The 15648-nt window shown below is 69.9% G+C and carries 17 protein-coding genes; 8 read left to right on the top strand and 9 right to left on the bottom strand.

The features are described from left to right. Positions 1–40 precede the first annotated feature (40 nt). The 3 genes from BLT25_RS14150 to BLT25_RS14140 are packed head-to-tail and all read right to left on the bottom strand — an operon-like array spanning position 41 to position 2993. Positions 41–553, bottom strand: coding sequence for a DUF3830 family protein (locus BLT25_RS14150; protein ID WP_091046950.1), 513 nt, complete (start codon positions 551–553; stop codon positions 41–43). Then, complete coding sequence (locus BLT25_RS14145; protein WP_256328599.1) at positions 550–2001, bottom strand: amidase; 1452 nt, start codon at positions 1999–2001, stop codon at positions 550–552. The genes BLT25_RS14150 and BLT25_RS14145 overlap by 4 nt, the downstream gene beginning before the upstream one ends. Further along, entirely contained in the window at positions 1998–2993 is a 996-nt protein-coding gene (locus BLT25_RS14140; protein WP_256328598.1) for a D-2-hydroxyacid dehydrogenase, read from the bottom strand. The genes BLT25_RS14145 and BLT25_RS14140 overlap by 4 nt, the downstream gene beginning before the upstream one ends. A 95-nt stretch (positions 2994–3088) precedes the next feature. Here BLT25_RS14140 and BLT25_RS14135 point away from each other — a divergent pair, with 95 nt between their 5' ends. From BLT25_RS14135 to BLT25_RS14120, 4 genes are all read left to right on the top strand, one after another. Next, entirely contained in the window at positions 3089–3799 is a 711-nt protein-coding gene (locus BLT25_RS14135) for a maleate cis-trans isomerase family protein (protein ID WP_091046946.1), read from the top strand. Continuing rightward, on the top strand, positions 3796–4515 hold the full coding sequence (locus BLT25_RS14130; protein WP_091046944.1) for a maleate cis-trans isomerase family protein: 720 nt from the start codon (positions 3796–3798) through the stop codon (positions 4513–4515). The genes BLT25_RS14135 and BLT25_RS14130 overlap by 4 nt, the downstream gene beginning before the upstream one ends. Before the next feature lie 169 nt (positions 4516–4684). After that, positions 4685–6058 carry an MFS transporter gene (locus tag BLT25_RS14125; RefSeq protein ID WP_091046941.1) on the top strand — a complete coding sequence of 458 codons (1374 nt, stop codon included), beginning with the start codon at positions 4685–4687 and terminating at the stop codon, positions 6056–6058. A gap of 163 nt (positions 6059–6221) precedes the next feature. Further along, complete coding sequence (locus tag BLT25_RS14120) at positions 6222–6881, top strand: GntR family transcriptional regulator (RefSeq protein WP_091046939.1); 660 nt, start codon at positions 6222–6224, stop codon at positions 6879–6881. A gap of 14 nt (positions 6882–6895) precedes the next feature. Here the strand turns inward: BLT25_RS14120 and BLT25_RS14115 are convergent, their stop codons facing one another. Beyond that, complete coding sequence (locus BLT25_RS14115) at positions 6896–8362, bottom strand: NAD-dependent succinate-semialdehyde dehydrogenase (protein ID WP_091046937.1); 1467 nt, start codon at positions 8360–8362, stop codon at positions 6896–6898. A 108-nt stretch (positions 8363–8470) separates the two neighbouring features. Between BLT25_RS14115 and BLT25_RS14110 the strand changes: the two genes are divergently transcribed. Both BLT25_RS14110 and BLT25_RS14105 read left to right on the top strand, forming a co-directional pair. After that, positions 8471–9724, top strand: coding sequence for an aspartate aminotransferase family protein (locus BLT25_RS14110; protein ID WP_091046935.1), 1254 nt, complete (start codon positions 8471–8473; stop codon positions 9722–9724). Positions 9725–9759: 35 nt separating this feature from the next. Then, entirely contained in the window at positions 9760–9945 is a 186-nt protein-coding gene (locus BLT25_RS14105) for a hypothetical protein (protein WP_091046932.1), read from the top strand. 30 nt (positions 9946–9975) lie between these two features. Here the strand turns inward: BLT25_RS14105 and BLT25_RS14100 are convergent, their stop codons facing one another. Both BLT25_RS14100 and BLT25_RS14095 read right to left on the bottom strand, forming a co-directional pair. Continuing rightward, positions 9976–10722, bottom strand: a complete 747-nt coding sequence (locus tag BLT25_RS14100; RefSeq protein WP_176883890.1) for a DoxX family protein — start codon at positions 10720–10722, stop codon at positions 9976–9978. 41 nt (positions 10723–10763) lie between these two features. Then, complete coding sequence (locus tag BLT25_RS14095; RefSeq protein WP_091046927.1) at positions 10764–11873, bottom strand: FAD-dependent monooxygenase; 1110 nt, start codon at positions 11871–11873, stop codon at positions 10764–10766. Between the two features lie 17 nt (positions 11874–11890). Here BLT25_RS14095 and BLT25_RS14090 point away from each other — a divergent pair, with 17 nt between their 5' ends. Then, the gene (locus BLT25_RS14090; RefSeq protein ID WP_143033752.1) at positions 11891–12361 is read left to right on the top strand and encodes a hypothetical protein; all 471 of its coding nucleotides are present in this window, start codon (positions 11891–11893) and stop codon (positions 12359–12361) included. A gap of 35 nt (positions 12362–12396) precedes the next feature. Beyond that, a complete protein-coding gene (locus BLT25_RS14085) occupies positions 12397–12783 on the top strand; it encodes a nuclear transport factor 2 family protein (RefSeq protein ID WP_091046921.1) in 387 nt (128 codons plus the stop codon). Between the two features lie 6 nt (positions 12784–12789). Here the strand turns inward: BLT25_RS14085 and BLT25_RS14080 are convergent, their stop codons facing one another. From BLT25_RS14080 to nhaC, 3 genes are read right to left on the bottom strand one after another with little or no spacing between them, the layout of a single operon-like run. Further along, on the bottom strand, positions 12790–13101 hold the full coding sequence (locus BLT25_RS14080) for a hypothetical protein (RefSeq protein WP_256328597.1): 312 nt from the start codon (positions 13099–13101) through the stop codon (positions 12790–12792). A 56-nt stretch (positions 13102–13157) separates the two neighbouring features. Further along, the gene (locus tag BLT25_RS14075; protein ID WP_091046918.1) at positions 13158–14066 is read right to left on the bottom strand and encodes an META domain-containing protein; all 909 of its coding nucleotides are present in this window, start codon (positions 14064–14066) and stop codon (positions 13158–13160) included. After that, a complete protein-coding gene (gene nhaC / locus BLT25_RS14070) occupies positions 14063–15496 on the bottom strand; it encodes a Na+/H+ antiporter NhaC (RefSeq protein WP_176883888.1) in 1434 nt (477 codons plus the stop codon). The genes BLT25_RS14075 and nhaC overlap by 4 nt, the downstream gene beginning before the upstream one ends. Positions 15497–15648 lie beyond the last annotated feature (152 nt).

The following is a 15648-nucleotide window of genomic DNA, read 5'->3' as shown; positions in this document are numbered from 1 at the left end:
GGCTGATCCGTACGGCTGATCCGTACGGCTGGGCCGTCGGCTACCGCGCGTCCTCGTGCGAGCGCGCGAAGGTGAGGGTCTCGTCGGTGGCGCCGTTCATCCAGACGTCCTGGCAGGCCTGCGCCATCTCCTCGAGGCCGTCGACGACGGTGCCGAAGACATTTCCCGGCACCCACCCCTGGTCGCCGTTGATGAGGAGGTTGTTGCGGCCGTAGAAGAGGGCGAGGTCGACGATCTCGGTCATCGCGCCCGGCCCGCGGTCCTCCGGGTAGCCGTAGGAGGGGTTGCCGAGGTCGTCGGAGGAGAAGGCGAAGTAGCACAGGTCGCCGGGGATCGGGGTGACCGTCGTGTTCTCCTTGCCGGGCTCCTTCGCGGCGAAGGCGGGCACGAGGTTGTAGATCTCGTTGCGGGCGTACTTGCCGTGGAAGACCTGGCCACCGAGCGGCAGTGCGTCCCACACGGCGCCGGCGGTGCGTGGTGCCTCTTCGTCGAGCAGGCGGGCGAGGCAGGAGACACCGCGGCGCTCGAGGGTGACGGTGATGTAGCGGCTCATCGGTCTCCTCGTGGATTGTCGACAGGTCGGACGAACAGCTCACCGCTGGCCCGCTCGTATGCCCGCGCCGCCCGCAGCACCCGGGCGTCGTCGTGGCGGGCACCGACGATCTGGAGGCCGACGGGCAGTCCTGCCTCGGTCGTGCCGCAGGGCACGCTCGCCGCCGGCTGCTGGGTCATGTTGAAGGGGTAGGTGTAGGGCGTCCAGCTCGGCCACCACTGCGAGGGCCAGCCCTCGGGCGCCTGCAGCCCGCGCTCGAAGGCGGTGATCGGCATGGTCGGGGTGACCAGCAGGTCGTACGTCTCGTGGAACCGCCCCATCAGCCGGCCGAGCTCCATCCGGACCGCGGTGGCGTCCAGGTAGTCGGCAGCGGAGCCGCGGCCCTTGGTCTCGATGCCTTCGCGCAGCAGGGGGTCGATCCTGTCGATCGCTCCGGACGGATAGGCGTCGATCACCTTCGCCGCGCCGCAGAACCAGAGCACCTCGAATGCCTCGACCGGGTCGGCGAAGCCGGGGTCGACCTCGTCGACCCGGGCGCCCTCGGACTCGAGCACCGCGACCGCCTCGCGGACCAGCCGCTCGACCTCCGGGTCGCTCTCGACGTATCCGAGGGTGGGCGAGAACCCGATCCTCAGCCCTGCGACCCCGTCGTCCAGGCCGGCCAGGAAGGAGACCTCGGGTGTCGGCATCGCCGACCAGTCGCGGGAGTCGAAGCCGGCGACCACGTCGAGCAGCGCCGCCGCGTCGGCCACGGTCCGGGTCATCGGACCGGCGTGCGAGAGGGTCCCGAAGGGGCTGGCGGGATAGAGCGGGATCAGTCCGTAGGTCGGTTTGATGGTCACCGTGCCGGTGAACGAGGCCGGGATCCTGACCGAGCCCCCGCCGTCGGTGCCGAGCGCCCACGGGCCCATGCCGAGACCGACCGCCGCGGCGGCACCGCCGCTGGAACCGCCCGAGGTCAGACCGGGGTCCCAGGGGTTGCCGGTGGAGCCGTACCGGAGCGAGTCGGTGACGCCCTTCCAGGCGAACTCGGGAGTCGTCGTCTTGCCGGTGATCACGGCACCGGCCTCGCGCAGCCGTGCGACCGCGGGAGCATCCTCCGGCCAGGGCCCGGCCTCGTCGATGAGCCAGGTGCCGCGGATCGTCGACAATCCTGCGGTCCACAGGATGTCCTTGACCGAGGTCGGTACGCCGTCAGCGCTGCTCAGCGGATGCCCGGCCCGCCATCTCTCGGTGGACGCGGTCGCCTGAGCCAGCGCGCCATCGGGGTCGACCCGGACGAACGCGTTCACCACGGGGTTGCGCTCCTCGATCGTGTCGAGCACCGACCGCGTCACCTCGAGCGGTGTGAAGGCGCCCGAGCGATAGCCGGCCACCAGCTCGGCGGCAGTCAAGGCGCTCAGCTCGGGCTCGGACGCGGCCCTTGGGTCGGCCATCGGGTCGGTCATGGCCTCTCCCCCCGCTCCGCGACGACGAAGCCGCGCCGCTTGTCGACGACGTTCAGCAGCGGCCGGCCGCTCAGCCAGCGCCGGGCGTTGTCGACGAACTGCTCCGCCAGCGCCTCTCGCCAGCCCTCGTAGTCACCGGACATGTGTGCCGAGACCGCGACGCCCGGCATCGTCCACAACGGGCTCTCGGCCGGAAGCGGCTCGACCTCGAAGACGTCCAGGGACGCCGCCTCGACCGGGCCGTCGCGGAGCGCGGCGACGAGCGCGCCCTCGTCGACGATCTGCCCGCGCCCGACGTTGACCAGGTGGCTGCCCGGCTTCATCGCCGCGAGCACGTCCTCGCTGATCAGGCCACGGGTCTCGGCGGTCAGCGGGGCCGTGATGACGACATGGTCGGCCCAGCCGACGTGTGCGGCCAGATCGGTGCTCGCGAGGACCTCGCCGAAGTCGGGATCACCGGTGCGGGCGGTGCGGCCGGCGCCGCGTACGTCCATCCCGGCCGCGCGCAGCAGCCGGGCCGTCTCGCGACCGATCGCGCCGGTGCCGACCACCAGCGCGGTCTCGGCGCTGATCAGCCGGGTCTCACGGCGCAACCACTTCCGGGCCGACTGCAGGTCGTGGCTGAGGTGGATGTCCTTGGCCACGGCCAGGATCGAGCCGAGCACGAACTCCGCCATCGCCCGGTCGAAGATGCCGCGGGCGTTGGTGACGACCACGTCGGAGGCGACCAGCTCCGGGAACAGCAGCTTGTCGACCCCCGCGGCGGCGACATGGATCCAGCGCAGCGAGCCGGTGCTCGGCCAGGCGTCACGGACGGCCTCGGAGAAGAAGTCCCACAGCAGCAGCGCCTCGGCTCCGCGAAGCGCGTCGGCCAGGCCCGCGGCATCGGTGAAGACGAGCTCGGCATCCGCCTCCAGGCGCTCCACGTCGGCGGGTCTGCCGCCGGCGGACGGACAGAGGATCGTGATCACGGGGCGCCGGGACGTCTCCAAGAAGAATCCTCCGTCGCATCGACACACCTCCGCAATAATCCGAGACTACGCTAGGAGCGCAGGTTGAAGATTGTCAACAATCCTAGCGAGGTGCGATGTCTCCGACAGTACGCATCGCCGTGGTCGTTCCCCATGACATGGTGCTCGACCACGAGCTGTGGCGGTGGGCGCCGCCTGACACCAGCCTGCTCTTCAACCGGACGCCCTACACCGACCGTGCGGTCACCCTCGAGATGGCCGAGGAGATCAGCGAGACCGCGGTCCTCGAGCAGGCGGTGCGCGACCTCTCGGCCGCCGATCCGCACGCCTACGTCTACGCCTGCACCTCCGGCAGCTTCGTCCACGGCCGGCACGGCGAGCGCCGGTTGGCGGCGGCGATGAGCCGTGCCGGCGGCGCTCCCGCGATCACCACCTCCGGCGCCTTGCTGGAGTCGCTCTCCACGCTCGGTGTCTCCCGGGTCGCGGTCGCCACGCCCTACGACGTCGCGCTCGCCGCCCGGTTCGGCAGCTTCCTTGCCGAGGCCGGGGTCACCGTGGTGAGCACCGGCGACCTCGGGCTGGGCCACCACATCTGGGAGGTTCCCTACGAGACCACGCTCGAGCTGGTGCGGGCGGCCGACGACGACGCTGCCGAGGCGGTCGTCGTCTCGTGCACGAACCTCGCGACGTACGACATCATCGGCCGGCTCGAGGCAGAGCTCGGGAAGCCGGTGATCTCCGCGAACCGGGCGACCATGGAGGCCGCGCTCCGGATGGTCGGGCGCACCCCGCCGGCCGCCGAGGACCTGTTGGGGCATGCCTCATGACCCGGCCACCGGTCGTCGGACTGCTCTATCCCGGCTACGCGGCCGAGGACGACTTCCCGGCGCTCGAGAACGCGCTCGGCGGTGCGATCTGGCTGCCCCTGGTCCATACCTCCTTGGGTCGTGACGAGCACACCGTCGAGGCTCTCCTCGACACCGGCTCAGCGACCCGGCTCGCGCAGGGTGCCGACGCGATCGCGGCCCACTCCCCCGACGCGGTGATGTGGGCGTGCACGTCGGGCAGCTTCGTATACGGCCAGGACGGCGCCGCGGCACAGGCGGCCGCGATCAGCGAGCGCCTGGGCGTACCCGCCTCGTCGACCTCGATCGCGTTCGTCGAGGCGGCCCGCGCGCTCGATCTCGCGAAGGTCGCCGTCGCCGCCTCCTACCCCGAGGAGCTGGCCGTACACTTCAGCTCCTTCCTCGATGCCGGCGGGATCGACGTCGTCTCCTTCGGCGCCAGTGGGATCTTCTCCGCCGTCGACGCCGGCCGCCTGGGCCCGGACGCGGTCTTGGAGATGACCCTGGCCGTCGACGTCCCCGAGGCCGAGGCCGTCTTCGTCCCCGACACCGCGCTGCACACGCTGACCTGTATCGATACGTTGGAGAAAGCCCTCGGGAAACCCGTGCTGACTGCCAACCAGGTGACCGTGTGGGAGGGCCTGCGACTCGCCGGGAGCCCCCTCCCCCTGCCCGGGCTCGGAGCCCTCTTCAGGTAGCGTCGCGGCTTTACCTAAACCTTCCGTCACACCCCGCGCCACCTTCAGCGCGCCTAGCCAGGGCGCGCAGAGAGCGCTAACGTGGCGCGAATTGTTGACAAACCTACTGTCGACACTGCGGGTCAAACGCGGTCCCCAGCCATCAATCACACCGAATAGGTGAGAAGAAATGTCCGGAACCCCAACCATCCCCTCCGACGAGGCACAACCCGACAAATCGAAGCTTCGAAGAGCCATCACCGGCTCAGCGGTCGGCAATGCGACCGAATGGTTCGACTACGGCGCCTTCGCCTACGTCGCCACCGAGATCACCGCCAACTTCTTCCCGGAGACGGGCTTCGCCGGCACGGCTCTGACGTTCGCGATCTCGTTCATCCTGCGACCGCTCGGCGGCATCTTCTGGGGCCCGCTCGGCGACCGCATCGGGCGCCAACGCGTCCTTGCGATGACGATCATCCTGATGGCCGGCGCGACCTTCCTGGTCGGCTGCCTGCCGACGTACGACTCGGTCGGCATCTGGGCCGTGGTCCTGCTGGTGCTGCTCCGGGTGATCCAAGGATTCTCGACCGGCGGCGAGTACGGCGGCGCCGCGACGTACATGGCCGAGTGCGCACCCGACAAGAAGCGCGGGTTCTACGGCAGCTTCCTGGAGTTCGGCACCATCGTCGGCTTCACCGCCGCCATCGCCGTCGTCTTCACCACCGAGTCGATCATCGGTGACGCGGCGATGACCGAGTGGGGCTGGCGCATCCCGTTCCTGATCGGTGGTCCGATCGGCCTCATCGGCCTCTACATCCGGACCAAGCTCGAGGAGACGCCGGTCTTCCAGGAGCTCGAGACGCAGGACGCCATCGAGGGCGGCGCCGGGGCAGCACTGAAGGATCTCTTCGCGCTGTTCTGGAAGCCGATCCTCACCCTGATCGGCCTGGTCGCCGCGCTCAACATCGCCAACTACACCCTGCTGGCCTACATGGCGACCTACCTGCAGGAGGAAGCCGGCTTCAGCAGCTCCGATGCCGACCTGCTGGTCATCTTCGGACAGATCGCGATGCTGGTCTTCCTGCCGATCGCCGGATCGCTCTCGGACAAGGTCGGCCGCAAGCCGATGTGGGGCGGTTCCTTCATCGGGCTGATCGTGCTGTCGGTCCCGATGTTCCTCCTGATCGGCCAGGGATTCTGGCCGGCGGTCCTCGGGTTCACCGTGCTGGGCATCGTCTACGTCGCCCAGCTCGCGACGATCTCGGCGACCTTCCCGGCGATGTTCCCCTCGCAGGTGCGCTACGGCGGCATGGCGATCGGCTACAACATCTCCACCGCCGCCTTCGGCGGCACGGCCCTGTACGTCAACAACGCGCTGATCGATGCCACCGGCGACGTGCTGATGCCGGCCTACTACATGATCGCCGGATCCGTGGTCGGCCTGATCGCGCTGTTCTTCGTCGTCGAGACCGCGGGCAAGTCGATCCGGGGCACCGAGATCCCGGGTACGCCGGAGTCCGAGGCGGAGCTCGCCGAGCTCGACAGTCTCGACAAGACCGTCTGACCGGCGGCCGCGAACAAGCGGGCCGGGAGCATCTCACGCCCGGCCCGCTCGCGGTCCATCCGCTCGCCGCCGACCCGGCCACATGCAATGATTGTCAACAATCAAACTCTTTCTCGGTGACCCATCGGAGACCACGTTGACAGTGACATCGAGCTTCGAACCCGTGCACAGGGAGTCGACGGCCTCGGTCATCGCTCGCCAGCTGCGTACGGCGATCATGGAGCGCACCCTGCAGCCCGGTGCACAGCTGAGCGAGACCGCGCTCTCGGCCCAGTTCGGCGTCAGCCGCGGCCCGCTGCGCGAGGCGATGCAGCGCCTGGTCCAGGAGGGCCTGCTCCGCAGCGAGCCCAACCGCGGGCTCTTCGTGATCGAGCTGGACGAGGCCGACATCCGTGACATCTACGTGGCGAGGACAGCCGTCGAGGGTGCCGCCGCCACGATGATCGCCAGGGCACGGGTCCCCGCGGCGCTGCGCGAGCTCCGCGCCGCCTGCGATGCGATGACCACGTCGCTCGAGCTCGGCGACCCGGCCGCGCTCAGCGATGCCGACTTCCACTTCCACGACGTGCTCGTGCAGTGCTCCGGCAGCAGGCGCCTGGTCCGGATGCACCAGACCCTGATCGTCGAGACGAGGATGTGCCTGACCGCGCTGGAGGGCACCTACCAGCAGCCGCTGGAACTGGTCGAGGAGCACAACCAGATCGTCGCCGCCATCGAGGCGGGCGACGTGAAGCTGACCCTCAAGCGCGTCGAGCTGCACATGGACGAGGCGCTGCGGCGCCTCATCCACGCCGAGGACGACGACAACCAGGCCTACATCTAGGCCGACCTCTGGGCCTACATCGCGATCCCGACGTACTTGGTCTCGAGGAACTCCTCGATCCCCGTACGCCCGCCCTCCCGCCCCAGTCCCGAGGCCTTGACGCCGCCGAAGGGCGCCGCGGGGTTGGAGACCACGCCCTGGTTGAGCCCGACCATGCCGGACTCGAGCGCCTCGGCGACCCGGAGGCCACGGCGCAGGTCGTTGGTGAAGAGGTAGTTGACCAGGCCGTACTCGGTGTCGTTGACCGCCGCTACCACCTCGTCCTCGGTGTCGAACGGGGTCAGCGGCGCGACCGGCCCGAAGATCTCCTCGCTGCCCATCTTCGCCGACGCGGGGACCCCGGTGAGCACGGTCGGTGGGTAGAAGTAGCCCGGCCCGCCGGGAGCCGTGCCGCCGGTGAGCACTCGGGCGCCGCCGGCCACCGCGTCGTCGACGAGGGTCTGCACCTTCTCCCTGGCCGCCTCGTCGATGAGCGGCCCGACGCGTACGCCCTCCTCGACGCCACGGCCGACAGGCAGCTCGGACATCGCCTTGGCGAGCCGGTCACCGAACTCCTCGATGACCGAGCGCTGCACGTAGATCCGGTTGGCGGCCGTGCACGCCTCGCCCGTATTGCGCATCTTCGCGGCCATCGCGCCCGCGACCGCCTCGTCGATGTCGGCGTCGTCGAAGACGACGAAGCCGGCGTTGCCGCCGAGCTCCATGGACGTACGCAGCACCTTCTCCGCGCTCTGGGCGAGCAGTACGCGCCCGACTGCCGTGGAGCCGGTGAAGGAGAGCTTGCGGATCACGCCGGAGCGCAGCAGCGGCTCGGTCAGCTCCCCCGGCCTGGTGGTCGGCAGAATGTTGACAACCCCCTCGGGCACGCCTGCCTCGCGCAGGATCTCGCCCAGCGCCAGCATCGAGAGCGGCGTCTGCTGGGCGGGCTTGACGATGCTCGTGCAGCCGGCTGCGATCGCCGGCCCGATCTTGCGAGTGCCCATCGCCATCGGGAAGTTCCACGGCGTGATCAGCAGCGCTGGACCGACCGGCTGCTTGGTGATCAGGAAGCGGGCGCCGCCGGCGGGCGCGGTCTGATAGCCACCCTCGACCCGCACGGCCTCCTCGGCGAAGTGTCGGAAGAACTCCGCGGCGTAGGCGATCTCGCCCTTCGCCTCGGCCAGCGGCTTGCCCATCTCGAGCGTCATCAGCAGCGCGAGGTCGTCGATCCGCTCGTGGAGGAGGTCGAAGGCTGCCATCAGCATGTCCGCCCGGGCCCTCGGCGCGGTCGCGGCGAACTCCTTCTGGGCTCCCGCCGCGGCATCGAGCGCTCGCCGCCCGTCCTCGGGGGTGGCATCGGCGACGGCGCAGAGCACTTCCCCCGTCGACGGGTCGAGCACGTCGAAGGTCTCGCCCCCGCTCGCATCCACCCACTGACCCGCGACGAGGAGGCTCTTCGGCACCCCTGCCACGACCCGTGCCTCGTTCGGTTCTCCACCCATGCCGTATCACCCTCCAAGGGTCAGCATCCGGCCGTCCGGCTGACAGCCAGCCAACGCTGGCCTAGTGTAGTAGCGGGTCAGATTGTCAACAATCGACAGGAGTCCACGGTGGCCAAGCTCTCCCCGATCCTCAAGCAGGCAACTCCGGTCGTGGCGGCTCGCGGCGAGGGCGTCCAGCTCTTCGACGAGGACGACCGCCGCTATCTCGACTTCACCGCCGGCATCGGCGTGACCAGCACCGGCCACAGCCACCCGAAGGTCGTCGAGGCGACCCAGCGTCAGATCGCCAACCTGATCCACGGGCAGTACACGACGGTCAGACACCGCCCGCTCCTCGAGCTGGTCGACCGCCTCGGCCCCGTCCTCCCGGCCGGCCTCGACAGTCTCTTCTTCGCCAACTCCGGCTCGGAGGCCGCCGAGGCGGCGATCCGGCTGGCCCGCCAGGCCACCGGCCGGCCCAACATCGTCGTGTTCCACGGCGGCTTCCACGGCCGGACCGTCGCGGCCGCCTCGATGACCACCTCGGGCACCAAGTTCCGCGCAGGCTTCAGCCCGCTGATGGCCGGCGTCGTGGTCTCCCCCTTCCCCGACGCACCCCACTTCGGCTGGCCGCAGGAGCAGGCCACCGAGTTCGCGCTGCGCCAGCTCGACTACACGCTGCAGACCCAGAGCGCCCCGGCCGACACCGCCGCGTTCCTCGTCGAGCCGGTCCTCGGCGAGGGTGGCTACGTGCCCGCGGACAAGTCCTTCCTCGACGGCCTGCGCGAGCGCGCCGACCGGCACGGCATCCTGCTCATCATCGACGAGGTACAGACCGGCTTCGGCCGCACCGGCGAGTTCTGGGGACACGACCACTTCGGCTCCCGGCCCGACATCATCATGAGCGCCAAGGGCCTGGCCTCCGGGTTCCCGCTGTCCGCGATCGCGGCGAGCGAGGAGCTGATGTCGAAGGCCTGGCCCGGCTCGCAGGGCGGCACCTACGGCGCCAACGCCGTCGCCTGCGCCGCAGCCCTGGCCACCCTCGACGTCATCGAGGAGGAGGGCCTGGTGAAGAACGCCGCCGAGCGCGGCGCCGAGCTCCGCTCCGCCCTGGAGCAGGTCGCCAGCAAGCACGAGGCGATCACCGACGTACGCGGCCTCGGGCTCATGCTCGGCAACGAGTTCCGCACCCCCGACGGTGAACCCGACGGCGCCACCGCCACCGCGGCCCAGCAGGAGGCCGCCAAGCGGGGCCTGCTGCTGCTCACCTGCGGGGCCTGGGGTCAGGTCGTGCGGTTCATCCCCGCCCTCGTCGTGGACTCCGCGGCCGTCGACGAGGCCGCCGGACTCTGGGCCCAGTCCGTCGACGCCGTCCTCGGCTGAGCGCACGGACCACACGGGCCACCCGGACCCACCCGATGACGTACGACCTCGAGCGTCTGCTCCGCTGGGAGCAGGCCGGCGCGACCTGGGAGGCGATCTGGCCGCGCGCCGGCGAAGTGACGATCGTGCTGTGCACCTGCGACAGCGGCGAGGAGGTCGACCGCTACACCTCGGCAGCGGCCGACCTGCTCGACCACGTCAGGAGTCACTCCGAGGAGTGACATCGGGTCCGCCGCCCGGCGTGACCCGGCTCAGCGCAGGAAGCAGAAGACGAAGACGGCCACGCACATGACCAGTGACAACGTGGCGTTGAGGGCGAGGTTGCGGCCGAAGTCGCGGGCCCGGACGTGCGCCGAGACGGCGCAGACGAAGTAGACCACCAGCGCCGCGCTGGTCAGCGCCCCGACGTACGGCACCCACAGCCCGGCGACCAGGCCGGCGGTGGCGGCGACCTTGACCCACGGCATGACCGGCCACAGCGCCCGCGGCAGCCCGACGTCGGTGAAGCACTGGGCGATGAAGCCGACCGGCTTGAAGCACATCGCCGCGTCACCGATCTGGATCACCGCGAGCACTACGACCGGCCACCACGGGTCCGGCAGATCGTTGACGTACGCGGACACGACCCCGCCGAGATCGTCCCGCCCCGCCGCCCACGTGGCGGTGACGAGGAGCGTCGCCGACGCCAGCGCGAGACCGGCCACGGCACGCCCCAGGCTACGGTCCCCCACCCGCACGTGCGCCCCGATCGCGAGCACGAAGAGGGCCACGAAACCCGCGGCGGCGACGATCCCGACCGCCGGCACCGCCACCCCGACAAGCAGACCGAGGAGGCCCAGGGCGTACGCCACCCCGATCGGGAACCTCAACCATTCCATCGGCACCGAGAGCCGTTGGGCCTCGGTCACCGGTATCCGGTGACCGGTCAGGTTGAGCACCGCCCCGCCGAGCGCGGCGATCGAGGCGATCAGGGTCACAGTGAGATAGGTGGTCGTCATGGCCATCAAGACACCGGTGGCCCCACCGCTGTGACGCGGACCTACCTGCTCAGCAGCCCCGCGATCGCGCCGAGGCCCGCGATGCCGGCATCACGCACCGCCACCACCGGGCCGTTCTCGACCTGACCGAGCACCCCGACGAGCCGGGATGCCCGCACCAGCCGCTGGGTCGCGGGCCGCCGGGTGCGGTCGTAGGCCACCAACGCACTTTCGATGCGGGCGTGGCCGGCGAGCTGCGCGGCCAGCACCGCGGCATCCTCGATCGCGGCGCAGGCACCCTGGCCGAGGTTGGGGGTCGTGGCGTGCGCGGCATCACCGAGGAGCACGACCCGCCCGTGGTCGAACCGCCTCAGCGGCAGCCGAAGATCGCAGATGTCTCCGCGGAGCACGGCGCTCGGCGGAGTCGTCGCCAACAGCTGCGGGATCGGCTCGTGCCAGTCGCCGACCAGCGCGGTGACGTCGGCGTGGTGGTCCCCGCTCGTCTCCCCCGCCGGCCGGTTGGCGGTCACGAACCAGTAGGTCCGGCCATCCACCAGCGGGACATGGCCGACGCGCACCCCGGTCCCCCAGGTCTCCCCGCCCGTGGTCGAGGCCTCTCCCGGAACCGGCTCCGCGGTCACGCCGCGGTAGGCGGTGTAGCCGGCATAACGTACGTCATCGCGCTGGTGCAGCTCGTTCCTGATCGTGCTGCGGATCCCGTCGGCGGCGACCACCACGTCGGCCGGGCCGCGGGCGTCGATGTCGTCGAGATCAGCCAGACAGGTGACCGTCACCCCGGTGCGTACCTCTATCCCGTCGCGCGTCCCCAGCTCGGCCACCAGTGCCTCGTGCAGCCGGGCCCGGTGCACCATCACCGGGGTCCGCTCGGCGGCGTCGGCACCCACCTTCGCCAGCCAGCGCCCGTCGGGCCGCCGCAACCCCGCCTGGATCGCCGGCCGGGTCCCGTCCACGAGGCGATCCGCGACCCCGAGATCGGCGAGGATCTTCCACGCCCGCGGCCAGATCGAGAGGCCGGCCCCGACCTCGCCGAGCTCCGGCGCGCGCTCCAGCACGCTCACCTGCCACCCCACCCGCGACATCGCGAGCGCCGCGGTGAGCCCGCCGATCCCCGCACCGACCACCAGAGCACGCCGACCCGCTGAGCTGTTCACGCCTCGAATCTAACCGGATGAGTATTCGCACTCATGCGCCCGGCGTCTCGATCGGGGAGGCTGGAGACATGAAGCTCCTCGTACGTCTCGCCGCGATCCTCGGCGCCAGCCTCCTCTACTCGATCGTGATGACCAACTTCTTCCCGACCGAGGACGCCGACATCGGTGCCGGCCTGATCTACTTCGCGGCCCTGATCGTCGTCTCCGGGGCCTGGGGTCTGTGGGACGGCTACCACTCGACCGTCCTGCCGCCCGTGTTCGTGCGCTGGGCCGTGGTCGCCCTCGTGGTCGGCCTCAGCGGCCCGCTCAAGATCTGGTTCGAGGAGGGCCGAGACGCCGGCGTCCTGTTGAGCGACCTGCGGTACCTGACTCCGTTCGTCGCCGGCCTGGTCCTCGCTCCCGCGGCGGTCGGGATCGCGCTCGGCTACGCCCTAGACGGCCGGGACCGGAGCCTGCCGCAGAGCACCTCGCGCCACCCGTCCCTCTAGGCTCTCCTCCATCACCCGACCCAGGAGGAGCCCAGATGACCACCTTCCGCGAGGCGATCGAGGCCAAGGACATGGACGCCGTGGAGGCGATGCTCGCCGACGACGTCGTGTTCACCAGCCCGGTCGCGTTCAAGCCCTACCCCGGCCGGGCGATCACCGCAGCGATCCTGCGTGCCGTGGTGAAGGTGTTCGAGGACTTCACCTATGTCCGCGAGATCCACGACGGGGCCCACCACGCCTACGAGTTCACCGCCAAGGTCGACGGTCTCGACCTCAACGGCTGCGACTTCCTCACCTACGACGAGGAGGGCCGGATCGTCGACTTCAAGGTGATGGTCCGCCCGCTGCGTGCCGCCGAGGCCCTCGCCGCCCGGATGGGTGAGCAGTTCGAGGAGATCAAGGCCGCCGCGATGCGGGGCTGAGACCAGCTACTCGGCCGATCGGCCCTCGCGCCGCTCCTGCTGCCTCTGCTGTGCCTCGGGCAGGAACTTCAGGCACGGCGCGTCCGCCTCGGGATGCTTCTGTGTCAGGTGGAAGATCCAGCGGTCCATCGCCGCCATGAAGCCGTTGTCCTCGCCGGCGCGATAGGTCGCCCACTTGATCCTGTCCCTGACGACGCACTCGGTGCAGGTGATCTTGTAGACGAACTGCTCCTGCGCGTCGAGGTCGATCTTCACGGTGGCCAGGGGCCCGGCCTGCGCGGCTGCCTTCCGCTCTCGAGCGGACCTGCTCGCCGTCATGCTGCACCTCGTTCTCGTCGGGAGATGAAGCGTACGTCAGCTACGCCGGACAGGCGTCAGCGGATCTGGAAGACGAGCCCCTTGTCGCCGACGGTCACGATCAGCACGTTCCCGTTGAACTCGACGTGGTCGGTGGTCTGGTCGTCGACGACCGCGAGGACGGCCTCCTCGTTGAGTCGCGCGGCCCCTTGGCACCTGCCGCGTGTCACGGTGGCGGGGCCGAAGGCGATCTGGTCGTCCACGACCCGCACTGTCGTGCGTCCGCTGTTGCATCCGGTGAAGAGGCGGGAGAGCCCATCCCCACCGACGGTCAGCCACGGGCGGCGCGTGTTCACCGGGAGTCGCGCGGTGGCACCGTCGGCGATCGTGCCGACGACCGTCCAGACCTTGCCGAGCAGGGTGTCGAGCGGTGGGGCGGAGGTGCTGGCGAGCTGGATCGTGACGGTTCCGCTGGTCAGGGTCAGGGTGGGCCCCTCGCCCGTGCCCTGCATCCCGTTGGTGAACAGGTCGGTCAGCCAACGATCCTGCTCGTCAAGCTCCGGTGAACAGGCCATCATCGAGCTGGCTGGTGGCTCGGTCCAGGCGAGCGTCCCGTCGGTCGCGGCGTACGGGCCGAACAGGGTGTTGCACCCGGCCGAAACCGACATCGTGTCGTCCTCGAACGCCACCTGGATGGTCGACCCCTCGACCAGGTCGTGGCCCTCGACCGAAGTGGACTCGTATGTCTCTCCCTCGAGGGCCGCTGCGTCCACGGCCGCCGGCGACGACTCGCTCGCCGTAGTCGGATCGTCGCCCGACGTGTCACCGGAGCCCCCGCAGCCGGTGAGCACGCCGAGAACGAGGACGAGGACGGCCCCGAGCACCAGGACGTCCATGCTCCGCCGGCCGGCCATCTGAACGTCACCGGGTCGCGGACGGCTCATCTTCGCGACGGCCGTCGGCGCCGTGTCAGTCTTCGTGCTCATTCCTTCTCCTCGAGTTGTGTCGGATCGGTCTTCTCGACGCGGAAGCCAGTCACGCCGTACAGCACGCTCAGCGCGGGACTGGCGTAGCAGAAGACGGCGTACGGGAGGTACAGCAGCGTGGAGACTCCGAGAGTTGCGCCCATGAAGGCGCCGCAGGAGTTCCACGGGACGAGTGGAGAGGTGACGGTGCCGCTGTCAGCGGCGAGCCGGGACAGGTTCGTCGGCGCGAGCCCACGGCGGGCGAACTCGGCACGGAAGATCCGGCTGGGCAGCACCAGCGCGATGTACTGGTCACCGGCGACCACGTTCAACCCGAAGGCGCAGGCGAACACGGTGAGGAACAGGCGCCCGGTCGACCGCGCGGCCCGGATCATGGGCTGCACCAGTCGGTCGATCAGTCCGAACTCCTCCAGCAACGCCCCGAACGTGACCGCCCCGAGAATCAGCCAGATCGTCAGCAGCATGCTGTCCATGCCGCCGCGCGAGAGCAGCCGGTCGACGTCGGGAATGCCGGTGGCGATCGAAAAGCCGTTTGCCATCGCCAGCCAGACCGCCTTGACCGACTCCACGACGACGTTCCCGGCGCCGGCAACGAAGTCGGCGTACACGTCGGGCTGGAGGAAGGCGCCGAGCACTCCGGCGAAGAGGGTGGACGCGAGCAGGGCCATCGAGGCCGGCACCTTCCGGATCGACAGATACCCCAGCAACACCATGGGCAGCAGCGCGAGCGGCGTGATCCAGAAGACCTCGTCGAGGCGGGACAGGTCGGAGTCGGTCTCGGCCTGGCTGACCGTGTCTGATCCGGTGATACCGAGAACCGCGAACACGACGAGCGCGATGAGGAACGCCGGCACCGACGTCCAGACCTGGCGGCGGATGTGCTCGTGTACGTCGACACCGACGATCTGCGCGGTCAGGATCGTCGTCTCCGACAGCGGTGAGGTCTTGTCGCCGAGGTAGGCGCCGGAGATCACCGCGCCGGCGGTGATCTCCGGGGACACCCCGATCAGGCCGGCGATGCCGACCAGTCCGACGCCGATCGTGGCCGCGGTGGTCCACGAACTGCCGATGCACAGCGCCACCACGCCGCAGATGACGGCGGTGGCGACGTAGTACCAGCCCGGGGAGAGGATCTGGATCCCGTAGTAGACCAGCGTCGGGATGGTGCCGCTGAGGTTCCACACGCCGATCAGGGCGCCCACCGCCAGCAGGATGAAGATCGCGCTGGTCACCGAGGCCAGTGCGCCTCGGCCGGTCTCCTGGACGGCGGCGAAGTCGTGTCCGTTCTTCATCGCGATCAACGCAGCGATCGCGCAACAGAGCATCAGCGCCACCTGGATCGGCCCGTCAAGGGCGTCGAGGCCGAACAGCGTGAGCGCTCCGCCGATCAGGAGCGCCAGGGCCGCCAAGGGCAGAAGCGAATCGATCAAGGAGGGCTGGCGACCACCGACGACGCGTTCCTTCGACACTGAGCTCACCCCCAGGGATCCCAGACTGTGCCCGGCGGCGCGGTCTCGTGGGTGTGGATGCAAGCCTCACCAGAGTCGAGGACTTGACGTGCCGCGCTGATGCTGTATGAGCA

This window comes from Nocardioides sp. YR527, assembly GCF_900101045.1.
Classification (GTDB): domain Bacteria; phylum Actinomycetota; class Actinomycetes; order Propionibacteriales; family Nocardioidaceae; genus Nocardioides.
Note: the sequence above shows the minus strand (reverse complement) of the source record. Positions and strands in the feature narration are given on the sequence as shown.